The sequence below is a fragment of the Pseudoalteromonas amylolytica genome (assembly GCF_001854605.1).
Classification (GTDB): domain Bacteria; phylum Pseudomonadota; class Gammaproteobacteria; order Enterobacterales; family Alteromonadaceae; genus Pseudoalteromonas; species Pseudoalteromonas amylolytica.
This window is the reverse complement of record NZ_MKJU01000027.1, coordinates 131,468-149,100: the sequence shown is the minus strand read 5'-3', so window position 1 is coordinate 149,100 and position 17,633 is coordinate 131,468. Positions and strand designations below refer to the sequence as shown.

Genomic DNA, 17,633 nt, shown 5'->3' with positions numbered 1-17,633 from the left:
GACATTATTGCACGTTTCATTTTGTCGCCCACCAAGGTAAACTAAAATGCATAACTGATTTAAAAAGAATAAAAAAGGATTGAGAAATGAGTAGTGCATCACACAGCCCATGGCTATTTATTCCTAAGCCTAACCCACAGGCATCACTCAAAGTTATCTGTTTCCCTTATGCAGGTGGTAGCGTTAGATCATTCAGTGATTGGAAAGATACACTGCCAGACTTTGTGGAGCTTATCATCATCCAGATGCCAGCACGGGGCGCGCGTATTAGTGAACCACCAGCACAATGTATGGATGAATTAACAGATACGCTGATCACAGAGCTTGCCCCACATTTAAACTGCGATTTCGTATTTTATGGCCATAGTTTGGGTGCCAGAGTAGCATTCGAAGCACAGCGTAAAATGCGCCTAAACGGCATGACCGGACCATGCCACTTTGTAGCTTCAGGTAGTCCAAACCCAGGTAAAGACCGCAGCCACGAAAAAACGCATTTATTAGATGATGAAGCATTCAAAGCCAAACTGAAAAGCCTCAATGGCACGCCTCCTGCGGTGTTAGAACATGAAGAACTGATGACATTGTTCATGCCGGTACTACGTGCTGACTTCAAGCTGGCAAACACCTATCGATATACTGGCGATGAAAAGAGCCCATGTAGCTTGAGTGTGTTTGCTGGCAAGGATGACGAAATTACCGTCGAGGAGCAACAAGATTGGCAAAAGTACTTCTCAGGAGAGTACACCTTCACCTTATTTGAAGGTGATCATTTCTTTATCGACAGTTCCAATCAAGAAGTTGGAGAGGCGTTTAGTGAGGTGGTTAAGCAGCTTTATACTGAACGTGCACTCACCAGCGCATAGTTGGTATTAAAGCATTATTTGACTCGGTAATGGTGTTCTGCTTTTATGGACTTAAAAGCAGAACAAGGAAGCCTCATGATCTCAGAACAACAATGGCAAAGTGCCAAAAGCGTGTGTAAGGCTTCTTTATTTTCTTCGTTGCATTATGCTATCGCCTCAGTAGATGAAAATGGCTCACCACATCTCACCCCAATCGGCTCTTTGATGCTAGGCACTTTAACCAATGGCCAGGCCCAAGCCTGCTACTTTGAACGTTTTACGAAACAACTCCCCAGCAACGCCAAACACAATACCAACGTCTGCATCTTAGCGGTAAATAGTAGTAAGTGGTTTTGGTTTCAATCATTATTAAAAGGGCAGTTTTTGCATCAACCAGCAGTGCGACTGGCAGGTCAACTTGGACCGTTAAGACTCGCTACCGATGAAGAGATTCAGCGCTGGCAAAGACGTGTAAGGCTATTGCGGTTTACCAAAGGCCACAGATTGATGTGGCAATCCATGCGCCATGTTCGCGATATAACTATCACGGAAGTGAAAGCAGTGAATATTGGGAAAATGACCCGTTAGCACACCTTGAGTTAGTAAGTATTTGCAAACATTATAAGTGCACTTATATAAAATGAATGGCTATTTCACACAAGGTCCAATAAGTATGTCAGTTAATACAAACCAAGTGCCTTAGCTATCAACCTTACGCCTAAAACGGCGGTAAAAATAAGCACCGAAAAGCCAAGAAAGTTAGACCATTTGGTATTAGCATGACGGCCAAGCAGCTGTCTATTGTTCATCGCGTACAATAAAAACATAGCAATAATGGGTAGCAATAAACCATTAGCAAACTGGGCAAGAATGATGATTTGAATCGGTTTAACATCGGCCATTGATAAAACAGCCCCGATCACAACGATACTTATAGTGATCAGTCTAAAAGATTTAGAATTCACATCTCCTTTTAACTGCAAAATCTCAGAGATCACATACCCTGTTGCCAACGGTGCCGTGATCACGCTGCTTAGCCCCGCTGAGAATAAGCCTATGCCCAACAAATATTTTGAAAGGCTGCCAAAAGTCGGCTCAAAGATCACTGCCATATCCAGTGCGTTATTGACGCTCAGCCCAAACGTAAAAATACTGGCGGCCGCAGTAGAGGTCACTAAAATCGCGATCAGCCCCCCTAAACCAATAGAGACTATCGTATCTGAGCGAGCCTTTGGAATATCTTCGGGTTTAGACCAATGAGATTTGGCAGTCGATGCATGTAAAAACAAATTGTAAGGCACCACAGTGGTGCCAATCAGCGCTATCACCGTCAGCAAGCTCCCCTCAGGAATTGCAGGCATGACAAGCCCTTTAAATAGCTGGGTAAGGTCTGGCTTGACCAAAAAGAAGGTGACGATAAATGCCAGTGCCATCACACACACCAAAGTAATCAAAATACGCTCTATTTGCCGATAAGTACCTTGCATTAAGATCACCGCGCCAATTGCCGTCAAAGCAATGATAGAGCCCCTAAAAATCCATTTATTGGGGTTGGTGATTGCTTCAATACCGAGCGCAGCCCCCACTAGGTTGCCAGCCTCATAGGCCGCATTTCCGATACATATGGCGACAATGATCAGCGCAAACAATGGCCACTTCCATATAGAATCATGAAGTGAGTGATTAATCACTTCACCCAACCCTTTTTGCGTCACTATCCCCACTCGCGCCGACATTTCTTGTAAAATAATGGTTGCAACCGTTGCAAACACCAGTGCCCAAAGTAAAACGTAGCCATACTGCGCGCCTGCAAGTGTGCATGCGGTAATCGTGCCCGGACCAATAAACGCCGCTGTCACAATAACACCAGGTCCATAGTTATTTAATCTTTTTAGCATGGTTATCTTCCCATTCTCTGCCGCCTTGGCACTTGCTTTGTACAATGATGACTATATTTTAAAGCGATTCACAATCGCAGCTAACTCCCCCGCTTTCTCACTGAGCTTGGAGCTAATTTCCAAATTCCGATCCCCTATAGCCGCAGACTCTTTGGAGTGTTCAGAGATGGACTCAGTTCTCTCGCTGATCTCTTTATCCACGATATTTTGCTCTTTTGTCGCGCTGGCAATGTGCTCATTAACATTTAGAATTTCGTGAATAAACTGCACAATATTTTGTAAGGATTCGGATGCACTGGCGGCCTTATCAACCGTTAGCGCACTAAAACTCTTACTAGAGTCCATAGCTTGTACTGCGTCTTTCGAGCCATCAGTCAGCGTCTTTATCACACCTAATATTTGTGCTGCACTTTTTTGCGTGCGCGTGGCAAGCTCACGCACTTCATCAGCAACCACCGCAAACCCTCGACCTTGCTCGCCTGCTCGAGCTGCTTCAATAGCTGCATTAAGTGCTAATAAGTTAGTTTGCTCGGCAATTTCTTGAATGATTGATAACGAGCTTGAGATATTTTTTACATCACCTTCGAGCTTTAAAATTACATCACTGGCTTGGTCAAGCTTCTGCGCCAAGGTATTCACTGAATCAGTCGCTTCATCGACCGAGTTTTGCGTATCATCGGCGCTGCGGTTGGCATTTTTTGCTGAGTTTGCCGCTTCGTTAGCATTGCGAGAGATTTCTTCAGCAGAAGCGCTGAGCTGTGTCATTGCGGTTGCTATCATTTCGGTCTCAGACTGTTGGCGCATCAACAACGAATTTATTTCAGAAGAGGCCGTTGCGATTTGTTTGGTTTCATTAACCACTTCGTTGGTCAGCTTAGCAACCTTAATGATCAATGCGTGTAACTGGCCGAGAAAAATATTGAAATTGCGGCTCAAGCTATCAAACTCAGGTAAAGTAAAATCTGGAATACGCGCGGTTAAGTCCGCGTCTCTGGCGGCAAAAATATCTATGGTATCTTCAAACTTCGATAATGGCACGGTGATACTCTTGCTGATCAGCAAACCAAATATACCCACTACGATCGAAATAATGAGTGTAAACAACAAGATATCACGAATACTTTTTACCACCTGCTTATCGTTCTTCTCACGCATAGATTTAAGCAAACGCATCCACATCCTCGGTGTAAAACCCAGTGCCAACGATAAGGTCCCAGTCGGGTAAATAAATACTATACGCCAACTTGGGGATAGCCTCGGTTTGATCCGGTTTCGGAAAGTAATACACAGAATAACCATCGCCACTTTTCGCCGAGTCGATGATATCTTGAACCAGATAATTTCCTCTTTTATCTTTTAAATCAATGAAGTTTTTGCCAATTCCCTGATCGCTATCTCCTTGCATCACCCGCGTACCATCACTTCTAAACGCAAATAAGTAACCTGACTCTCCAAATTTAACGTTTTTCAATAGGGTGATCACATCCTCTAGTGGCCGCCCTTCATTTTGGATTGGTTTGATCACGCTTTGGGCAATTTCTAAATAAGCTTTTAGCTCGTCTCGCTTCATACGCATCATTTCTTTGCGACTTAATGCCTCTTGCGCCTCACTGAGCATAGTCGCTTCACTGTAGGTGAGCGTAATCACAACAGACGAAATGATGATAATAGGGATCAAAGACAATAATATCAGTCTGGACTTTATGGTGAGTTTCATGCTTTTGTTCCTCGTACAAAGCGCTTGCCCTGCTCCTGTGCTAAACTAATTGACCGACTGAGCAGACCCAACTGGCGTGCTTATCACAGGTTTAATACTTCGGTAATGCTGCAAATACTCTGCGATTATTTTCTGGTAAGAACCATCTTCTTTCATTGCTCTGATGGCGATGTCTAGACGTTGTTTAACCCCTTCCAAATAAGGCTCTTTTGCAAATGCAATATAACTTGGTATGTCGTAGTCATAAGAAGGGACTTGGCGAATTTTATCTTCTATACCTAACTGCTTGAGTATCTCCAAACCGCCGAGTTGGTTACTGATCACCACATCCACTCTATCTGCTAGTAATAGCTTAAAACTGTTAATTCCAGTATCTGTGGTTACAATATTTTCTAACACGCCTTTGGCCAGCGCCGCATCTATTTCTTCGCCATAGCTGACTTTTCTTACAATTCCAATACGATAAGGAGACAACGACGCAATGCGCCCATCAAAGTAAATTGGATATTCTTTGCGAGCAAAAAAACCTATGGACTGTTGCACCAAAACTTCCTTGGAATAGCTCATAAAGGTTTCCCGCTCTGGTGTTTTATAAATGGTAAATATGCCATCCACCCGACCATTTTTAACTTCTCTGATAGCACGCCCCCACGGCAAAAACTGAATCGAAAAAGGTTGATCGATACGACCAAACGCTTCACGAACAATTTCGACTGCAATACCACTTGCATCCTGTGCCCCCTGAAACTCATAGGGTGGATACTCTAGCGTCACCAAGCGAATTACCCGCTCCTGCGCTGCTAGGGGCCACAACAGCCCCATCAAAAACACCGCCGAGAAGATTAATTTACCAGCCATATCTAGCTTCTCTTGTGACTCTATTGTGCCAAACCACTTGCACATACTCACTGCTCGACAACCAATCGGCCCTCAATGAATTAGAAGCTGATCTGTAGTTTTGCATAGGCACGACGTCCTCTTGGGTCACCTGTGCGAGGGTCATAACTGCCCGCAACCGCAACATAGGGTGGCGCTTCATCGGTAACGTTGATAACGCCAAGCGTCAGTTTAGTTTCAGAGTCGCCTTTGAGCACTTGCCCCATATTCACACTGTATTGCACATCGAGTGTATTAAAGGCATCAATTGACTCATCGCTCACATCATTGTTGTAGCTCGCTACATGCCTAATAAAAACATTGGCGCGATGTATGCCGTTTGACCAGTTTAAGCCTATGCTGCCTCGTAAGCGTGGTGATGGATTGCCCACGGTATTGAGGTTGAGTTGACCGAGTCCATCGGTGGTTTGCCCGCTGGCATCCATCAAATCGTAACGCAGTAGATAAGTTGCTGTTAATTGTGGAGAGAAATCCCCAAAGTCACTTTGATAAATCGTTGAGGCGTTTATATCGATTCCTGATGTGTCTATTGCCTCGGCGTTAACAAACTTAGTATTGACGATTGAAATGGTGCCAGCTGATGTTCTGATCACGCGTGTAGGGTCATTCGGATTAGCATTCACCACTGCTTGGTGGCTTTCTCTGGTGAGTACATCTTCAAATGAGAAATCCCAATAGTCGATATCAAATGCATATTCATCATAGCTATATGTGAGACCTAGATTAAGCGCTTCTGAGGTTTCGGGCACCAGATCAGGGTCTCCTATGGTGCGGTTTCCCCCAAAGGTGGTTGATCCATCTTCTGGGTCAGTGATGTTAGCAAAATTAGTCTGTACGCCTTGCAATTGGTGTACGGATGGCGCTCTAAAGGAAGTACTAAAAGTGCCTCTAAGCGAGAGCGTATCGCTCGCCAGCCACAAGAATGAAAATTTGGGATTAGTGGTGTCACCACCAAAATCACCGTAGTCCTCATATCTCACCGCTGCACCTATTTCTAGATTTTCAGTGATTGGCATAAGTACTTCGGCAAACACAGCTTTTACATCACGCTCACCTGTAAAGTTCTGATTACCTATAAGAAATGCAAAGCTATCCTGTTGTGTAAACGAGTCATACACATTGGTGATCGACTCATCACGGTACTGTATCCCGATGGCGTAACCCACATCCCCTCCTGCCACTTCAAACAATGAGTCTCCCGTTATAACCGCTTCGAAGACGCGCATTTCGGACTCAGCATCGCCAATATAGTCACCAATGATAAAGTCTCTCAGTAGCTCATTATTTGGGTCTTGTGGATCAAATGGATTGAAATAATAACACTCTCCTACCCCAGCCTCAGACGCGGTTGTACCGTTACATTTGTTGCCACCAAAACCATGCAGTGCAGCCTGAAAATTATCAGTAATAACATCTCTTGGGTTAACCAACGCATCATTTGCCGCAGCCACAAAGGAAGCCTGCCAATAGATGCCATCACTTATTTCACCGTCGACACCAAAGGCGAAACGAGATGTGGTATGGTCGTAATAATTGATCTCGGTAGGTTTGCCCACCCCATAAGGCCTGCCACGAAAGAATACATCTTCTTCATATGGGTTATCAGGGTGAGAGACCAATACACTGGGCGCATTAAGCACTGGAAAGCTGGGAGATACTTCACGACTGATTTTATTGCGCGCATAGCCAAATTCCGCCCACATTCTAGTCGTATCACTCCAATCCCACAGTGCGCGTGCATACGCCTGTAGCCTATCTTCATTAGGAACAGCGGTGATCTGAGGTGCAAAATCAAACAAGCAGAAGGAGTTATCGTTAGAACTCTGCGACACGCTTCCACCGTTAGCCTCACAATTCGGATCCGCAACGGTCAAGCCATTTGGGTTATTTTCATCGGCTAATGAGGGGATCACAAAGCTGCCGGGATTACCAAAGCTACTGGTTGCTGGCTTCACCCAATCGACCTCATCCAACAATAAGCTGGAGCGCTCCAAAAAGCTCACTGCAAACAGCATATGTGCAGAATCTCCCACATACCCACCATAAGCAAAGTCTATTTTGGTCTCATCTTGGCTACCCTCACTCCATCGAGTACGATACTCGTATTGTACTTCGGCGCCCTCGAGATCATCTCGGGTAATAAAGTTAACAACCCCCGCAACCGCATCCGAACCATAAATTGCCGAAGCACCATCTTTGAGTATCTCAACGCGTTTGATAGCCAGCGCAGGCACCAAAGAGGCCGTATCAACAAAGCTCGCTCCTTGGTCGGTTACAACGGCGGATGTAACCTGACGAATACCATTGAGTAGCACTAAGGTTGAAGATACACCTAGACCGCGTAGATTGACGTTTGAGGTACCCACCGTAAAGTTTTGCGTTAAATTGTCTGAGTTATTCTGTGAGCCTGCGTTGAAGGGTAAAACCTCAATAAGGTCACGTACGTCATTGGCCCCAATATCCGCAAGATCGCTCAATTCTGTACTTGAAATAGGTGACGAACTTTCTGACTGTACCGATCGTTTAATACGTGAACCGGTGACGGTGATCGTTTCAATGGATGTTTGTTCTTGAACTTCAGCATAAGCGGTGGTGGTCATTGCCATAATACAAAATAAAGAAAGCAACTTAGGATGGTTATTGCTCATCATATCCCCTTATCAATTTCACAGTGAGCGTTTGGGCCAATGGTGCCCTTGTGATGCAAAGAGTACGCAAAATTAATGCAAGCTTAATAAATCATAGTTCGGTATTGACTAAATACATCAAAAATGCGTATTTAAGCGCAAGAGCAGCCTAATAGACGCGCAAAGTAATAAGTGGTGAGGACACAATGAGGTGTAACCCCACCAAAACCAGTAAAGGGTCAAGGCAGGGCAATGTGGAGTCTCTGGTGCTATTTGGCTGTTGCCTTTAGCTCTGTAATGAATGAAGGGGGCGTGCCTAATAAACTATGCAAACAACGCTTGATGAGCAAAAAAAGTAGCCCAGCAAACAACAAAGGGAGTAACACAAAAGCAATAAACTTATGTGCCAAGTTATGAGTAACCACGCTGTTGGCTTTTAACAGTTTATTTGGCAGCTTCACCGCGAGCGACTTATGTAACACCTTAACACCATGCTTTGCATGTTCCTTAAGATCGGTACTGGATAAACTGGTATTCATCTCCTTAGCTACATCACGAAAATAGCCTAAATCCGCCTTATGGCCCAATTCCGAGGCAACTATTTGAGAACTTTTTGCACTCACATGAATACTGTAAGGTATCACGATATGACACAATACAAATACCAATGCAAAGGCTTTACCCAGCCACTGTAGGCTTGGTCGATATACCAGCTGCGGTTTTATCACGCATAACGCCGCCCACACAATGCTGTATAACAACCCCACTTGCAATAGCCAAGGTGACAGCTGCTCGGCCAAAAAGGTAAGCGCCTGTATCGCACCAACCAGAGCTAACGACCAAAACAAATAGTGACTGCTTTTTTCTAACAAGCTGGAGAAATCCGCCAACAAACTACCTATTTGTACGTTAAAATCAACAATAAATGAGATGCCAAATTGGCTACTTTTTGCAACGTTGAGCGCAGCGTTTAGAGCGTTCACGTCAGCTAAATCTTTCATGATCTGCTGCTCGACCAGTTGCAAATATTGTAAGTTGGATTGATACAACTGTTTATTGTCCTCTACCAAAGCGCTGTTTTCAAAATGGCCTTGTACAATGGCGATGAGTAACCAGGCAAAAAGTATACAGCTTAAAAGTGCAAATATCCGATACCGCTGTTGCTTAGCTTCTTGATGAAAGGATGTTAATAACTGCATTTGAGCGCCTCCAATGCGTGTTTACCATCTAGCACTTTATCTAGGTCAACTAAGGTGTTGATCCCTGCCACGGTGCCGGTCTGTGAATACTGCCAAATTTGAATATTTTCAAGTCCTTCGGGAGGATTCATGGTGTCGCCGTAGTGGGCAAACCAAAATGGATAGTCATTGAACGATGGACCAATATTAGCCTGCCATAAGCTACTATTACTGTACACCAAGGGCTTGCACCCTAGCTGCTGCTCAAGCCCAGTTAAAAATTCATGTAGCCGAGACTTAATTTGTTCTGCGCTTTGTTCACGAGTGATTTCCACATCCACCATAGGTGCTAATGTGAGCCCTTTACCTTTGATACGCGATAGAAAATTATTCAGTTGTTGCTCTGGTGCATCTTCAGCTTCAAAAAAGTGGTACGCTCCCACCGCCAACGAGGTGTTTTTGATGGCCGCTAAGTTATCGAAATATTTAGGATCGGTATATGTAATACCATCGGTCGCCTTGAGATAAACAAATGCAATGCCGCTTTGCGCCACCTGCTGCCAATCTACTTGGCCTTGATCGTGAGAGACATCAATGCCCTGCACAACCGAAACAGAGTCATTATCCGCACTGAGCCATGCAACAGAAGCAAACAGCACTGGCCTTTTAACGCATAAGACAACAATGACCACCATCAGCAGCAGCTTAATTACCAGTTTATAATTCATTTCTATTCCTTGATGTTCACAGCAAAAGCCGCCAACTTAATACTCTTCAATAGGTTATATTAAATATATCAACAGTTTACCTTGCCACCAAGATAAAAATCACAAGTGATTAACATTAAGCCAACGCGCGAGCACTTCCTTCAGTTTCGCTTGTTCCACAGGCTTACTTATAAAATCGTCCATACCAGCATTGAAACAAGCGTTAATGTCTTCTTTAAATATATTGGCTGTAAAAGCGATGATTGGCAGGTTTTTAAGTGTGCCGTTTTGTCTGATCCGTTTGGATGTTTCAAGACCATCCAAATTCGGCATATGAACGTCCATCAAAATCAAATCAAAGCGCTGTGTTTCAAGTGCCTCAAGCGCAAGCAAACCATCTTTTGCTGTGCTCACCTCTAGGCCAAGCTTTTTCAGCATTGCCGTCACAACCATCAGATTAACATCATTGTCTTCAACGAGTAGCACATGGCCCTTGAGTTCAGACAACGATGATACCTGTTGCTGTAAGGGTTTATCTAGGCTAGACACGGCCTCTACAGGGATTCTAAAAAACACGTCTGTGCCTTGGCCAAGCTTGGATTCAATACCAATCTCACCGTCCATAAGGGCTAACAATTCCTTGCACAGGCTCAGGCCCAGTCCAGTACCGTCAAATCGGCGTGTTTTACTACCATCGGCCTGTTTAAACGGTTCAAAGATATGCTGCAAATCTTGCTGTGAAATACCTACTCCGGTATCAGAAACAACGAACTTCAAGTCCACTTTCTTTGCGGATCCAAAGCTTGAATTTCTAAGTAATACCAGCACTTGCCCTTGCTCTGTAAACTTAATGGCATTGCCAACTAAGTTGATTAAGATCTGTTGCAAACGCGCCTGGTCACCGCGAATAAATTGGGGCACCTCATCATCTATCACATAATCAAGCTGCAATCCTTTTTTGACAGCCAACGGGGTGAGCAAATGATTAACATCTTCAATTAGGTCTTTTACCGCAAAATCATTGTACTCAATTGTGACATGCCCCTCTTCGAGCTTAGATAAATCTAGAATATCGTTGATCACATTCAATAAATGCTTGCCTGAGTGTGTACAGATTTTTAATAACTGGGTCTGCTCTTTGCTAAGCTCAGAACTATTGTTTAGTAGCTCCAAAGTGCCCAAAATACCGTTCATTGGGGTACGGATCTCATGACTCATGTTGGCTAGAAAGCGACCTTTGGCTTGCAGTGCTTGCTGAGCTTGTTGTCTGGCTTCTTCTAACTCTTGAGTGCGTGTATTAACCAGCTCCGCAAGCTTACCTTCTCGCTGACGCAACTTGTTGCGCATTTGCTCGAAGGCGCGCGTAAGTTCTCCAAACTCGCCCTTATTATGGCTGCTCATTGGCTGGTCATAATTGCCTGATGACATATATCTCGCCGCTTCAGTGAGCGATTTTATGGGCTTATAAATGACGTTTGAAATCCATATTGCAACGACACATACCAAGGTGAGTACAAACACCAGTACAATCCAAAATAATGTTCGCAGTTCATGTACCTGAGCAAACATGACATCATCAGTTAGAACAATGGAAATACTGTAGTTAGCTGAGTCTATTGGGGCAAAAAATACGTGTAGCGGCTGATGGGTATTTGGGTCTGTGATCTGCTCATAACCTCGATGCCCGGCTATCTTTCGCAGTCCAAGCGCTTTTATCTGAGGGTCATCATGTTGGGTAATATAGTGTGACTGAGATGCGCGCTCGCCACTCACTTCATTGACCCACTCACCCTCTTCAGTTTTCAAATGGACAATATTTTCTTTGTCCCAATGAGAAATATAAGCACCATGGCGAGATACCAACATAATGCGTGCTTTGCCCGCAAATGACGCAGCTATATTGTTTTCGACCTGAGTAATTAACCGTTCAATTTCATTCCAAGCTATTGCTCCTGCCAATAGCCCTACAAGCTTATTTTGTTCATCCAAAATACTGGCACTGACCACTATTTGCTTGGTATGGGTGGTGTAGGAAATCATGGGGTCGGATACATAGACTACGGGGCGAGCTTCAATATTCTGCCCAATCGTGGCTTGCCAGTAATCCCGTTTGATTAAACTTTTTGGCTCAGCATTTGGGTTTGTGTCATCAAAGGTTCTGACCATACCTTGTGCGGGGTTGCCACCTTCCGTGTTATAAAAGCGGCCGTCCAACTCCCCTACAATAAACTTTTCATAACCCCCTTGGCTGCGAGCCTTGGCGTCTTTGAGGTAAGCTTTCATTTGTGCAAAATCCATGCTTTGCACACGCTTATCATTCACCATGGTCGATAATTCAGCTTTGCGCGCACTAAAATATCTCTCAAAGGTCATCGCAGCGTTGTTTACTTCCGCTTGTGCTGCAATCACCCTTAGTTGTTTGGCCTGCTCACTACTTTGGGTTATCGCGAGCCAGAACATCACAAGTAACGGCAGCAACGCACAGCCAAGCATTAAACCAACCAATTGGTTCTTTAAACGCATATCATCTTATTAGAATGAGAAACATGCACTACAGTCTAGTAGATAAAACGCTCAGGCTCTAACAATGATTGCTGTTATTTTTGATTTAAATTAGCAATAAATACAATAAGGTAAGATGTAAAATATCGAGTATTAAGCCAACCCTTAGCATCAAAGTATCACAGCACCTTCGATACTCTTTGACTAGCTCAGCGCCATATTGTCTCTTTTGCCGCCCATATTCACGATTCTACGCTTTGCAGATCCACAAACACGTTGCTTATGCTCACTTGCATGGGTGCTGATCAGCCACAGTGCACTTGCATCATCAATATAATAAAACGCCAATTGCTGGCTTTGCTTGGCTAACTTTAAGGCGGTATGAAACGGGCACGACACGAACACACTGAGCTCCTTGTAGCGCATATTTCTGTCGCCGCCCCACAAAAATGAGTAACGCAACCCTTGGTTATTGAGACAATTAATAATCTTATGAGCAAACAACCTATTTTTCCTATGTGTACATATTTGTCCACACGGATTCCAAATACTAATGATAGCGCCGCTTTTTGGAAACCGCTGACCACGGTTGCCAGGCACTAGTGAGTTGCGTAAATCACAAGGTTGAAAGTACACCTGATGATAGATCTCCCAAAGCTGTTCATTTACCACATTAAGACTCCTAACGACCAGATGCACATTTCTAACACAGCTTAGCCCACAAAACAGTGACTTGGCCCTTACCAACTGTAAAGGGGGTTGATAACAGCGCCTGTTACCAAGATATAAGCCTCTATAGGTAACTAAAAGCAGCACTTTTTAACTAATTAGCTAAACGCAACAAGAAGAACAAAATTAATACAAAAAATCACTTTTAATCAAATAAAAAAACCGGCAACAATAGAGCTAAAATTATTAATATTCAAGTTCCAGACTATAATATTTAACCGCGTTAAAAGCTGTCATAAATTTACAGTTGGCAAATATAAGTGACACGCAAACAGCCAACATTAACTATTGATTTATATCAATTTTTAAAATCAAAAACGTCGCTAAACTGTAACCAAAGTTTAACTTGATGAACTCAATTTAAACGTTAGGATACACCCGCCATTTAGGCATTAATCACTTTTAAATTAGAAGGAATTTTCTTGTGAAAAAATTACTGTTAACCACAATTTTTGGTCTAATTTCATCTGCTAGCTTTTCATCTTTAGCTACACCAGACCTAGCGTCAGGCTATTATACTACGCAAGAAGTATTAGAGTTTGGTCGTAAATACCAAGTGGTGAAAGAGCAGTTAAACAACTCTGGTTATGAGCTTCAAGGCTGTGAGCAACAACCAGTGTACTATTTTGCGCAGCCAAGCGAAGACGTCTACTTGTTTAGCCAGGCAGAGTGTTATTATTCAATCCCTAAAGACCCGAATGTTTACTCATTTAGAACTGACTATGCAACGGTAGTGGTGGATATTTATTATCATCAACTGAACTACCTGTATCATGAGGGCGATGTAAATGTGAGCTACTTTACAGCCTACTAAACCTCTACCGGATGGGGTGGCTTGGCCACTTCATCCAAGTTCCCACACACAGAACCTTGCCTTACCCCCTACACCTTTAGTCAATCTGACCAATATATTGCATAAGCCACTAAAAAAGTGAATAATGAAATCAGCAAAAATATTAAAAAGCTTATAAAAAACAATAACTAAATTTTTGGCATCTTATTTGCTCCATGAAAGGACAACGATTTACTACCAAAAACAAAATACAGGGACATTCCATGCTTAAAATACTGACCCCTTTAGTGAGCACCTTAATTCTAAGTGGCTGCATCATTCATGTTAATACAGCCTCTGCAGAGGCAAAAGAGCATGTACAACGCCAACTGCAACTATCTACCAATAACATTTCGTCACTCACTGCATTGACCAATGCGGGTGATCTAAAAATTATTGCCTCGTCAGATACCGATGAGATCACCGCCAGTGCAGACATTTACACCATAGAACCAAATGACTTTGTTTTTACACTTGAGCAGCAAGGTAATACCGCAAAGCTGGTTGCAAAAGTTAACTCTGAAAATACTTGGCGTTTTGGTGGTAACAGCCCAAAAATAGATATGACCATTACCATGCCAAGTCAACTTGCGTTAGATTTAACCGACTCATCTGGTGACATTGATATAAAAGGGCTGACCAATAACATCCAAATCAATGATGGTTCAGGAGAACTGACGATTGATGGTGGAGACAACATCACGATACGAGATGACTCAGGTGATATCACTTTACTCAATGCCAAAGGTAACTTGGCCATTAACGATGGCTCAGGCGAGATAGTCATCCGTGGCGGACAGCAGCTCACCTTACGAGACGATTCGGGCGGTATTGAGATTGCTAATGTAACAGGTGATATGCAGATCACTGACGGCTCGGGCGATATGGACATAGTGGGTGGCAATAACCTCGTGATAAAAGATGACTCTGGAGACATCAGTCTTGCTTCAATCGCGGGGTCTGTATCTGTGGTTGATGGCTCTGGTAATTTAACCATTGATGGTGCACAAAGCGTCAGCATTGATGATGACTCTGGGTATATTAAAGTCAATAACACCCGTGGTGATGTAAAAATAGAAGATGGTAGCGGCGACATTTGGGTGCGCAACGCAAAGGCTGTGACCATTGACGATGACTCGGGCGACATCAATATCGACACTGCACAAAGCCTAGAAATTTTGAGCGATAGCTCGGGCGATGTACGCACGAACGATATCAAAGGTGGCACTAAAATACGCTAACCGACACCATACCCATCACGCAGTTAAACACCATATTGCTGCGTGATGCTTTATTTTTAACCTCTAAACCCTTAGACTAACCATCCCACCTACTTCAAGGAGTGAACGCCAACATGAACAACTAATGCCTGTTATCCATTTTCATTTATTTTCTTTGGATCTACAGGGTTAGTGAGCGTGGCTATGCGTTTATACCTTTTCATTTTTGCTTGTACGCACATTTAGACTGAGCGTTACCTTTTAGTTGTATTGTTTGGCCTCGTTGACTGCCCCTATTTGAATAATTAGGAGGCCACGATGCCCGTGTTAACCGCACAAAACCTAAGTTACCAATTTGCTGATGGCAACGTAATATTTAACGCCCTCAACTGCTCCATTGACCACACTCGCATCGGGTTGGTTGGCAAAAATGGGGCTGGTAAGTCTATTTTAGCTAGATTACTCGCTAAACAATTAGCGCCAACACAAGGTCGCATTCACAGCCAAGCATCCATCGGCTTTTTTGATCAACATGCCAAGCAACACCTAGATAGCTCAACTACCATCGCGCAATTTCTTGGTCACGACAGTACACTCAAAGCGCTGGAAAAAATCAGCAACGGCCACTGTGAACCCGCACTTTTTGACGCGGTAGAGCAACATTGGCAACTGCCACAAAACCTGTCTCAGCAGCTCGTTGCTATAGGCTTACCCAATGACTATCACATGCTTTGCAAACACCTCAGCGGCGGCCAGCTTGCGCGTCTGCGTCTTTGGCAACTTTTTGACAGCAATGCCGAATTACTCATTCTGGATGAACCCTCTAACCACCTTGATGCCGATGGCCGGCAGTGGCTAGCCGAGCAATTGAGTGCGTTTAGAGGCCATGTTTTACTGGTTAGTCACGACCATACGTTGCTAAAGCAAGTAAGCCAAATATGGGAGCTAAGTGAGTTAGGATTAAAACAGTATGGCACCGACTTTGATAACTTTTTAATACAAAAACACACCGAGCAAAGCACACTGAGCAAACAAATTAACGCCGTGCGCAAGCAACAATTAGTAGTAAAAAGACAAGCGCAACTCAATAAAGAAAAGGCACAAAAGCGAGCCGCTCAAGGCAACAAACTGCGAGCAAATGGTAGCCAAGCAAAAGTGCTACTCAATAGCAAAAAAGACAGCGCCACAGCGAACGCATCGAGCAACCTTAAAAATCAACAGCAACGGCAAAAAAAGCTCCAAGATAAACACGCTCAATTAAGGCTCAAACAGCAACAACACCAAACCCAACAACTTTATTTAGGCAAACTATCCAAAGCAGACACCAATAAGCGCTCGTTAGTCAGCGCACAGCAATTAACACTTCCCTTTGGCCAGCAAAAAGCGCTCAGCTTTAACATTTATCAGCAGCAAAAATGGCACATACAAGGTGCCAATGGCAGTGGTAAATCTACCCTGTTAAAAGTGCTACTAGATCAACGCTCTGCAAAATCTGGCTCAGTGACAATCAACACCACTTTGAGCTATATCGACCAACACTTTTTACACCTAACGTCCCACCAAAACTGTTTAGACACCTTAATGCAAACTTGTCCAGAGTTAACACACTCAGTCGCACGTACTCTACTTGCGGGAGTAGGGCTGAAAAAAACTAAAGTCAGCCAGCCAATTAGTACCCTAAGCGGCGGAGAAAAAATGAAACTCAGTATGCTTTGCGCAAGTCAGCAAAGCCCCACCCCACTATTATTACTCGACGAACCTGACAACCACCTAGACTTTGACTCAAAGAAACAGCTCGCAAAGGCATTAAGCGACTACTCAGGCAGCTTTCTAATCGTTAGTCATGATGAGTATTTTTTAACAAACATAGGCATAACCCATGAGCTTTCTTTAAATCCAGAGTAATCGAAACTGTAAAGGGGGTTGACGGCTTGGGAGCGAACCGTATTTGATTTAACTTTCACAGCACAGTCATTACATCCCCTGAACAAATCAATAGCGCGACCTCATCCCTCGACTGCCAATCCGCCACCCTGTACCCAACCCGTCACTCAACTCCAAACCCCGTCACCCTGAACTTGTTTCAGGGTCCATGTGCTCATTGCAACAAAACCGACACAAGATCCTGACCTTCGTCAGGATGACGATGGTTTTCCTGCATCGAATTCCGTTCCCCTACTTCCAACCCCTCATCCAATTCCCAACCCCTCATCCAATTCCCAACCCCTCATCCAATTCCCAACCCCTCATCCAATTCCCAACCCCTCATCCAATTCCCAACCCGTCACTCAACTCCAAACCCCGTCACCCTGAACTTGTTTCAGGGTCCATGTGCTCATTGCAACAAAACCGACACAAGATCCTGACCTTCGTCAGGATGACGATGGTTTTCCTAAGTCGAATTCCGTTCCCCTACTTCCAACCCTTCACCCAATTCCCAACCCGTCACTCAACTCCAAACCCCGTCACCCTGAACTTGTTTCA

At 43.9% G+C, this 17,633-nt stretch carries 14 protein-coding genes; 5 read left to right on the top strand and 9 right to left on the bottom strand.

All coding sequences use genetic code 11. The features are described from left to right. The first annotated feature begins 86 nt into the window (after positions 1-86). Both BET10_RS12725 and BET10_RS12720 read left to right on the top strand, forming a co-directional pair. Complete coding sequence (locus tag BET10_RS12725) at positions 87-863, top strand: thioesterase II family protein (RefSeq protein WP_070985966.1); 777 nt, start codon at positions 87-89, stop codon at positions 861-863. Positions 864-938: 75 nt separating this feature from the next. After that, positions 939-1,430: a hypothetical protein gene (locus BET10_RS12720; RefSeq protein WP_070986132.1), complete on the top strand. Its 492-nt coding sequence runs from the start codon at positions 939-941 to the stop codon at positions 1,428-1,430. Positions 1,431-1,522: 92 nt separating this feature from the next. On the opposite strand, the gene BET10_RS12715 is transcribed toward BET10_RS12720, so the two are convergent. The 9 genes from BET10_RS12715 to BET10_RS12680 all read right to left on the bottom strand — a co-directional run bounded on the left by BET10_RS12715 (position 1,523) and on the right by BET10_RS12680 (position 13,040). Next, a complete protein-coding gene (locus tag BET10_RS12715; protein WP_070985965.1) occupies positions 1,523-2,740 on the bottom strand; it encodes an Nramp family divalent metal transporter in 1,218 nt (405 codons plus the stop codon). Between the two features lie 51 nt (positions 2,741-2,791). Next, on the bottom strand, positions 2,792-3,913 hold the full coding sequence (locus BET10_RS12710) for a methyl-accepting chemotaxis protein (RefSeq protein ID WP_240503693.1): 1,122 nt from the start codon (positions 3,911-3,913) through the stop codon (positions 2,792-2,794). Beyond that, a complete protein-coding gene (locus tag BET10_RS21845) occupies positions 3,900-4,457 on the bottom strand; it encodes a cache domain-containing protein (protein ID WP_240503692.1) in 558 nt (185 codons plus the stop codon). The genes BET10_RS12710 and BET10_RS21845 overlap by 14 nt, the downstream gene beginning before the upstream one ends. Positions 4,458-4,502: 45 nt before the next feature. Further along, on the bottom strand, positions 4,503-5,360 hold the full coding sequence (locus tag BET10_RS12705; protein WP_070985964.1) for a substrate-binding periplasmic protein: 858 nt from the start codon (positions 5,358-5,360) through the stop codon (positions 4,503-4,505). A 35-nt stretch (positions 5,361-5,395) separates the two neighbouring features. After that, complete coding sequence (locus BET10_RS12700) at positions 5,396-8,002, bottom strand: TonB-dependent receptor domain-containing protein (protein WP_170829150.1); 2,607 nt, start codon at positions 8,000-8,002, stop codon at positions 5,396-5,398. A 248-nt stretch (positions 8,003-8,250) separates the two neighbouring features. Further along, the gene (locus BET10_RS12695) at positions 8,251-9,180 is read right to left on the bottom strand and encodes a hypothetical protein (RefSeq protein WP_070985962.1); all 930 of its coding nucleotides are present in this window, start codon (positions 9,178-9,180) and stop codon (positions 8,251-8,253) included. Further along, a complete protein-coding gene (locus BET10_RS12690; protein WP_083330532.1) occupies positions 9,168-9,887 on the bottom strand; it encodes a glycoside hydrolase family 25 protein in 720 nt (239 codons plus the stop codon). Before BET10_RS12690 ends, BET10_RS12695 begins: the two co-directional genes overlap by 13 nt. Before the next feature lie 99 nt (positions 9,888-9,986). Beyond that, the gene (locus BET10_RS12685) at positions 9,987-12,389 is read right to left on the bottom strand and encodes a hybrid sensor histidine kinase/response regulator (protein ID WP_070985961.1); all 2,403 of its coding nucleotides are present in this window, start codon (positions 12,387-12,389) and stop codon (positions 9,987-9,989) included. Positions 12,390-12,572: 183 nt separating this feature from the next. Further along, a complete protein-coding gene (locus BET10_RS12680; RefSeq protein WP_070985960.1) occupies positions 12,573-13,040 on the bottom strand; it encodes a DUF3293 domain-containing protein in 468 nt (155 codons plus the stop codon). Between the two features lie 481 nt (positions 13,041-13,521). On the opposite strand from BET10_RS12680, the gene BET10_RS12675 reads away from it, so the two are divergent. From BET10_RS12675 to BET10_RS12665, 3 genes are all read left to right on the top strand, one after another. Then, entirely contained in the window at positions 13,522-13,911 is a 390-nt protein-coding gene (locus BET10_RS12675) for a hypothetical protein (protein WP_070985959.1), read from the top strand. Between the two features lie 242 nt (positions 13,912-14,153). Beyond that, positions 14,154-15,170: a DUF4097 family beta strand repeat-containing protein gene (locus BET10_RS12670; RefSeq protein WP_070985958.1), complete on the top strand. Its 1,017-nt coding sequence runs from the start codon at positions 14,154-14,156 to the stop codon at positions 15,168-15,170. Positions 15,171-15,467: 297 nt separating this feature from the next. Next, positions 15,468-17,054 (top strand): ATP-binding cassette domain-containing protein, encoded by a 1,587-nt coding sequence (locus tag BET10_RS12665; protein ID WP_070985957.1) that lies wholly within the window; start codon positions 15,468-15,470, stop codon positions 17,052-17,054. Positions 17,055-17,633: the final 579 nt, after the last annotated feature.